Annotated in this window: 7 protein-coding genes; 5 read left to right on the forward strand and 2 right to left on the reverse strand. The window is 35.5% G+C overall.

The window, feature by feature from the left end; genetic code table 11:
* Positions 1–36 precede the first annotated feature (36 nt).
* The gene (locus tag ACN0QX_RS10905; protein ID WP_066249359.1) at positions 37–477 is read right to left on the reverse strand and encodes a LexA family protein; all 441 of its coding nucleotides are present in this window, start codon (positions 475–477) and stop codon (positions 37–39) included.
* Between the two features lie 202 nt (positions 478–679).
* Between ACN0QX_RS10905 and ACN0QX_RS10910 the strand changes: the two genes are divergently transcribed.
* Positions 680–1093, forward strand: coding sequence for a DUF2007 domain-containing protein (locus tag ACN0QX_RS10910; protein WP_417196970.1), 414 nt, complete (start codon positions 680–682; stop codon positions 1091–1093).
* A gap of 10 nt (positions 1094–1103) precedes the next feature.
* Here ACN0QX_RS10910 and ACN0QX_RS10915 read toward each other — a convergent pair whose 3' ends face one another.
* Positions 1104–2609: a PLP-dependent aminotransferase family protein gene (locus ACN0QX_RS10915; protein ID WP_417196972.1), complete on the reverse strand. Its 1506-nt coding sequence runs from the start codon at positions 2607–2609 to the stop codon at positions 1104–1106.
* An 80-nt stretch (positions 2610–2689) separates the two neighbouring features.
* Between ACN0QX_RS10915 and ACN0QX_RS10920 the strand changes: the two genes are divergently transcribed.
* The 4 genes from ACN0QX_RS10920 to ACN0QX_RS10935 form a co-directional block, all read left to right on the forward strand.
* Positions 2690–4504, forward strand: a complete 1815-nt coding sequence (locus tag ACN0QX_RS10920) for a TonB-dependent receptor plug domain-containing protein (protein ID WP_417196974.1) — start codon at positions 2690–2692, stop codon at positions 4502–4504.
* A gap of 176 nt (positions 4505–4680) precedes the next feature.
* A complete protein-coding gene (locus tag ACN0QX_RS10925) occupies positions 4681–5250 on the forward strand; it encodes a hypothetical protein (protein ID WP_248396553.1) in 570 nt (189 codons plus the stop codon).
* An 18-nt stretch (positions 5251–5268) separates the two neighbouring features.
* On the forward strand, positions 5269–6681 hold the full coding sequence (locus tag ACN0QX_RS10930) for a flotillin family protein (RefSeq protein WP_248396555.1): 1413 nt from the start codon (positions 5269–5271) through the stop codon (positions 6679–6681).
* 108 nt (positions 6682–6789) lie between these two features.
* Positions 6790–7359: cupin-like domain-containing protein (locus ACN0QX_RS10935; protein ID WP_417196976.1), on the forward strand; the 570-nt coding region annotated here is incomplete at its 3' end.

The raw sequence follows: 7359 nt of genomic DNA on the forward strand, positions 1-7359 counted from the left end.
ATAGTAACCGTTTTTCTTTGGAATAGTTAGGCTAACTTAAACTTTTTTAATCACATTGGTAACAATACCCCAAATAACAAAATCGTTTTCTTCCGTAATTTTTATAGGTTGATACATGGCATTTTCTGGTTGTAACCAAACACCATCTTTTTCAACCCGTAGGCGTTTCACCGTAAATTCACCATCTAAAAAACAAACAGCAATACGGTTATTAATAGGCTCTAAACTTCTATCTATAACTAATAAATCATTATCATCTAAACCAGCATCAATCATACTCTGCCCTGAAACGCGCGCATAGAATGTGGTCATTTTATTTTTAACCAACATGTTGTCTAATGACAAACGTTCTTCATTAAAATCTTCAACTGGCGCAGGAAATCCTGCTGATATTCCAGTATCAACAAAAACAGCTCCTGTATTCACAGATAAATCAGGTGTAAAGAAAGTCAAGGGATTGGCGGTTTGAAGTCTCATGGTTTTGGTTTTGAATTATTTATGTCATGCAATAATTTGAATTTGGTATGTGAAGGAATCATATACGAGATTTCATCAAAATAATGCCATTCAAGTGTCTGCGGTATAAATCTAATAATAAATTCTGAAATGAGACGATAACTAGGTGAAATCTAAAGAATTTATATTTTAAAGGAAAATTCTTTCCTTATTTTTACATATTATGGAAGACACCTTTAAAACCATTACTGTATTTCAGTACACCACAGAAGCCGAAATTATAAAAGGCAGACTAGAAGCCGAAGGCATCGAGGTGTTTTTAACGGACTACACAACAATTGACACCAACCCAATTGTCAGTAACGCCATTGGAGGCGTAAAACTGAAAGTATATACCGAACAGGAAGCTGAAGCCATTGCCATTTTAAAATCTATTTCTAGTTACTCTTTGGATGATGATGGTCATGCCATTCATTGCCCAAATTGCCAAGAAACTAAAATAGAACTATTTTCGACTATTAAAGATTTAAAATCCTTTATGGCATTTTTAGTTGGCTTTGTTTTTGGCACATTGCCGTTTCACACACGGTATAATTATCGTTGTGAGCATTGTAAAACAGAATTCCCTTTAGAATAAATTGCGCGTTTTAATCACCCTTTTGACTAACCACAGCATCATAGCTTATTTTTAGTTTTTGGACAACTACGCCAATATCGGCTTCATTTAAATGGCCAAATCCAAGTCTAATAGCGCAAATATCTTTATTTTGATAGAGAATGGTTTTGGGTAAAAACAAATCGTTTTCTTTGGCTTTTTTAGCCAATTCAACAAGCGAAATCCGCGGTTCTAATCGCAACCAAATAGCCAAACCGCCTGCAGGTAGTTCCCAAGTGGCAAGCGATTTAAAATGTTCTTTTAGTTGTTCGATCAAATAATCACGTCTTTGCTTATAAACAGTAATATTCTTTTTAATTAACCGATGAATTTCGCCTTCAGAAATAAGTTCAGAAAGCATTTGCTTCTGGATTAAATCGCCTTGTTTATCTAGTATTTGTAAATAGTTTTTCGCTTCGTTTATAATCGTTTCTGGAGCAACTACAAATCCAATTTGAAAACTCGGAAAAAACGACTGTCCTAATTTCCCTAAATAGATCACGACACCATGCGCATCCGAACTAGCCATAGGTAACATGGCAGAGCCTTCAAATTGAAAATCATAATCAAAATCGTCTTCAATAATCGCAAATTGATAGGCTTTTGCTAATTGCAATAATTTTAAACGTCTTTCAGCACTCAACGTTACAGTTGTTGGATAATGTCTGTGTGCACAAACATATACACACCTGATGCTGCGCTTGGTAAAATGGGTTTTAATATAATCCACATCAATCCCATGCTCGTCCACTGGAATGGTGATAATATTAGCACCAGCTTGTTGAAAAATCATATTCGATTTATAGTGACTTAAATCGGCTACCAAAACCACATTGGCTTGTTTTATTAAAAGTTGCGACACGATATATAAACTCATCTCCGTACTTCGTGTGCTCATAATATTTTGCGGTTTAATATGAAAACCACGTGTGGCGTTTAAATAATTACTTAAGTGTAAATTAAAGGTTGTTGCCGATTGCTCATTTGTCTGATTCCATTTAGAAATTAAAGGCGCGCGTTTCATAGATGCACTATACCAGCGAGAAAATTGATGCGTTGGATGCAGCCTTAAATCAGGTTGACCATCATTAATCACATAATTAGTAACCGATATTTCCTGGGTTGACGCTAAATTAAACGACGATTGAAATGGAAATCCGGTTGTATTTGGATAATCACGCAACTTTTCTAAACCTTGAGATGTAGCTTTTATACTTGCCGTTTTTTGTTCCGGCATCAAGACAAAAGTCCCCTTATTTGGCATGATTTCCACCCAACCTTGAGATGCTAATTCTTCATAAACAGCCACAGCTGTATTTCTATTAATGGAAAGTATGTCACTTAAAATACGTGTGCCTGGCAAAGCGGTTCCTTCAATTAAATAACTTCGTTGAATGGCATTAATAATTTGCTGCGCAATTTGAATATACACCGCCGTTACTTGCGATTTTTCGAAGTGAATGAGTTTTTTTAACAAATCATTAACCGGACTATTCATAAGTTTAAAACTGGACTAGTTTAGTGATCCGGAAAGTTACGACTTTTGCCACCTTATAAAAAACACGAATTACCATTCTTATGAAATTATTTCCGTTAGTTACCTTATTACTTATTTTTTCGTTTAAAGGAAACCCCCAAGAATCACCACAGCAGGCTCTAGATTCCGTTGTTATCACGTCCAGCCGAATTGATTTACCTTTTAAAGAAAACTCTAGAACCATTTCCATTATAACAAGTGCCGATATAAAAAACAGTGCTACCACTAATGTTGCCGATTTATTACAACAAGTTGCAGGTGTTGATGTCAGGCGTCGTGGAGCCGATGGTACCCAAGCCGATTTATACATTCGTGGTGGTAGTTTTGACCAAACCTTATTGCTTATTGATGGCATGAAACTAGAAGATGCACAAACAGGGCATCACACCCTAAATATGGCATTGCCTTTAGAAGTTATTGAGCGCATTGAAGTTATAAAAGGTCCTGCAGCGCGCGTGTTTGGCCAGAATGCCTTTACAGGTGCTATTAATATTGTCACAAAAAAGCAAACAGATAATATGGTGTCGCTTGGTGTACAAGTTGGTTCTTTCGGTCAGAAAAATGCGGATATTACAGTTGGAAGCAACTTGGAAAATTCGTCTCATATTATTAATGTCTCTCGCAATCTATCTGATGGTTACCGTTACAATACGGATTATGATAATCAAAGTTACTTTATTAAAAGTATGTTTAATAAGAATAAACTGCCCATTTCATTTATTGCTAATTACCAAGAACGCAAATTTGGTGCTAATGGTTTTTATGCATCACCAGCTGCAAAAGATCAATATGAAGAAACCCAAACCAGTTTGGTTGGTTTTTCAACAGAAATAAAATCGGAAAAATTTACCTGGAAGCCACGTTTATATTGGCGAAGAAACCAAGATATGTATGTGTTTATTCGGGATAATCCATCGGTTTATAGAAATTTACATCAAACCAATAAAATTGCAGCTGAAGTCAATGCATCCTATAAATCAGCATTAGGAATTACGGGTTTTGGTGTCGATTTATCACAAACCTATATTGCTAGTAATAATTTAGGCAACCATAACCGTTTTGCCACCAACCTATTTTTAGAACATCGGTTTACGTTTTTAAATGATGCACTTTCAGTAACACCGGGAATTGCGGTTAGTTATTTTTCTGACTTTAAATTTCATGCTTTTCCAGGTGTGGATATCGGTTATAAAGTATCGGATAATTTTCAATTGTATGGAAACATCGGTTACACCTATCGGGTTCCAACCTACACGGATTTGTATTATTCAAGCCCAACAGAATTGGGTAATGACAATTTAGATCCGGAAGAAGCCATTTCGGAAGAATTTGGCATAAAGTTTCATCATAAAGGATTCCGTATTTCTGGCGCATTTTTTAACAGAGATTCTAAAAAATTAATCGACTATATAAAGGACGATGTTGCAGATCCATGGCAAGCCACTAATATAGCGGAATTGAATACTATGGGCTTTGAAGCCCAAACAGATTACACCTTTTTTATGGCCAATTTTACGCAGAACATGAGTTTTGGCTACACCTTTTTAGAAGACGATTTAAACGATGTATCATCTAACTTTTCACGCTATTCAATAAACTCGTTAAAGCATCAATTTGTGGCAACGTTTAGGAGTCAATTTTTCAAAAACCTATCACAATCCATCGTATATCGTTATGCTGAACGGACTATTGGTGACAGTTACAATGTGTATGATGCTAGTATTAATTACGAATTCAACGCCTTTCAGTTTTCAGTAACCGCTAACAATATTTTTCAAGCAGACTATACAGAAACCAATTTAGTACCTGCTGTAAAAGGGCTTGTTTTGTTCGGATTAAAATACAACTTTAAGTAGGAAGCTATTGCATTGTTCTAAATCTAACAGGTTTTAAAAAGCCTGTTAGGTTTGCATAGGTCTGGGCTCGTTTTGTAACAAAAATCTATTTAAAGCTACTTATATAATAAATTCTTTAAATGCATTGTAGGAATGCCTTAAAGGTTTATATTTAAAACTTATAATCTGTACATGTTATGATGGAGTGGTTTTCAGCTTTAGAATTATTTGCGAAATTTTATTGGGCAATAGCATTAATTGGTTCGCTTTTCTTTTTATTTATCATCATTACAACCTTTATGGGTGCTGATGGCGGCGAAGATATTGATGATATTAACGCAGAAGCTGGTATTGAATTTCAATTTATCACCTTTAAAAACCTCGTCGGTTTCTTCACCATTTTTGGCTGGAGTGGAATTGCCTGTTTAGATGCTGGCCTTTCAAAACCTGTAACCGTTATTATTTCATTCATTAGTGGTTTATTAATGATGACTATTATGGCGGCCATGTTTCACTACATGAAAAAATTAACTTCTAGTGGTACCTTAGATTATAAAAATGCTATTAATGCGGTTGGCGAAGTATATTTAACTATAGGCGCTAATCGGTCCAAAATTGGTAAAGTCAGTGTTAATATCCAAGGATCGCTTCGTGAATTAGATGCTTTAACCGATTGTAAAACCGCCCTTAAGTATGGAACCGTTATTACTGTTTTAGACGTAACTTCTAATGGTATTTTAATAGTTGATACGCATAAAACCACATAAATCTAACACCTTAACCTTATGACATTTCTTTTTACCCAAGCTTTTAATTTAGGATTTCCTATTGCCATAGTTGCAGCCATTCTATTTGTTTTTGTTTTCATAGTTGTACTTATCAGGCGCTATAAAAGGTGTCCTTCTGACAGGATTTTAGTTGTTTATGGAAAAGTAGGCGGTGGTCAATCGGCCAAATGTATTCATGGTGGTGCTGCATTTATTCTCCCTGTAATTCAAGATTATGAATTCTTGGAATTAACTCCTATTTCCATTGAAGTGAATTTGGTTAACGCCTTATCAAAACAAAATATCCGTGTTAACGTACCATCTCGTTTCACCATTGGTGTGTCAACAGAACCTGGTGTGATGCAAAATGCTGCGGAACGTTTATTAGGTTTAGGGCAAAATGAAATTCAGGATTTAGCTCAAGAAATTATATTTGGTCAGTTACGTTTAGTAGTGGCATCTATGGATATTGAAGAAATAAATAATGATCGCGATAAATTTTTAACTAACATTTCAGAAAGTGTAGAAACCGAATTAAAGAAAGTAGGTTTAAAATTAATCAACGTAAACATTACAGATATTGTTGACGAGTCTGGTTATATTGAAGCACTTGGTAAAGAAGCTGCTGCACATGCTATTAATGCCGCGCGTAAATCGGTTGCCGAGAAAACAAGAGATGGATCTATTGGAGAAGCCAATGCGGTTCAAGATGAAAGAAGTCAAGTTGCTGCTGCCAATGCACAAGCTGTAGAAGGTGAAAATACCGCAAAAATTGCCGTTGCAAATTCAGATTCTTTACGTCGTCAACGTGAAGCTGAAGCAGAACGTATTGCCAATGCATCGGAAAAAGTTCAAGCAGCAAAAGCATTAGAAGAATCGTATGCAGCCGAGCAATTGGCAGAAACGGCAAGAGCCGAACGTGAGCGTTCTTCTCAGCTAGCGGATGTTATTGTACCTGCAGAAATTGATAAACGAAAAGTTGAAATTGATGCTGAAGCCGAAGCTGAGCGTATTCGAAGACTTGCTAAAGGTGAAGCAGATGCTATTTTATTTAAAGCTCAAGCTGAAGCTCAAGGTTTATATGAAGTACTAACCAAACAAGCAGCTGGTTTAGATGAGATTGTAAAAGCTGCTGGTAACAACTCCAAAGACGCCGTATTATTACTTATTGCTGATAAATTACCAGAATTGGTGAAAATGCAAGCGGAAGCTATTAAAAATATTAAGATCGATAAAGTAACCGTTTGGGAAAATGGTGGTGGAAAAGATGGGAAAACCTCAACTGCCAATTTCCTTTCAGGTATGTACAAATCAGTTCCGCCACTACAGGAAATGTTTAACATGGCCGGAATGGAATTACCAGAATATTTAAAAGGTAAAGATATTCCGGAAGCAGAAGTTACGGACAAAACAAAATCAGACAACAAATAATTCAAATTGTTTCTTAAGGGTTCAAATTTTAGAAATAAATTGAACGGTAGTTTCACCATTTTGTTTGCTTACAATTCCTTAACTTTGATGTTCTAAAAGTTTTGAGCATTGACATGGAACCTACAGACAATTCCGCGCGTAAAAACAATTACTAAAGCGGATTTTATAAAGCATTATTTTAAGCCGCAAAAACCTGTGGTTATTGAACAATTTATTGAAGATTGGCCAGCCTATACCAAATGGAATCTAGATTATATAAATCAGGTTGCAGGTGATAAAGTGGTACCGCTGTATGATGACAGACCTGTAGATTATAAGGATGGTTTTAACGAACCGCATGCCAAAATGAAAATGAGCGAATACATTGATTTGCTTAAAAAAGAACCGACTAAATATCGCATTTTTCTTTGGAATATCTTGAAAGAAGTTCCGGAACTTCAAAATGATTTTTCCTATCCCGATTTTGGCTTAAAACTTATGAAAGCTATGCCTATGCTGTTTTTTGGCGGTAAGGATTCACACACTTTTATGCATTATGATATTGATTTAGCCAATATATTTCACTTTCATTTTCAAGGCGAAAAGGAAATTATTTTATTCGATCAAAATCAGAATGAGTACCTCTACAAAATTCCGCACGCTTTAATAACACATGAAGCTATTGATTTTTCGAACCCT

Source organism: Bizionia sp., assembly GCF_048259285.1.
GTDB classification, from domain to species: domain Bacteria; phylum Bacteroidota; class Bacteroidia; order Flavobacteriales; family Flavobacteriaceae; genus Algorimicrobium; species Algorimicrobium hallyeonense.

Coding starts and splice junctions, on each gene's coding strand:
- ACN0QX_RS10905 (WP_066249359.1), bottom strand. CDS start 477: ATGAGACTTCAAACCGCCAATCCCTTGACTTTCTTTACACCTGATTTA.
- ACN0QX_RS10910 (WP_417196970.1), top strand. CDS start 680: ATGGAAGACACCTTTAAAACCATTACTGTATTTCAGTACACCACAGAA.
- ACN0QX_RS10915 (WP_417196972.1), bottom strand. CDS start 2,609: ATGAATAGTCCGGTTAATGATTTGTTAAAAAAACTCATTCACTTCGAA.
- ACN0QX_RS10920 (WP_417196974.1), top strand. CDS start 2,690: ATGAAATTATTTCCGTTAGTTACCTTATTACTTATTTTTTCGTTTAAA.
- ACN0QX_RS10925 (WP_248396553.1), top strand. CDS start 4,681: ATGATGGAGTGGTTTTCAGCTTTAGAATTATTTGCGAAATTTTATTGG.
- ACN0QX_RS10930 (WP_248396555.1), top strand. CDS start 5,269: ATGACATTTCTTTTTACCCAAGCTTTTAATTTAGGATTTCCTATTGCC.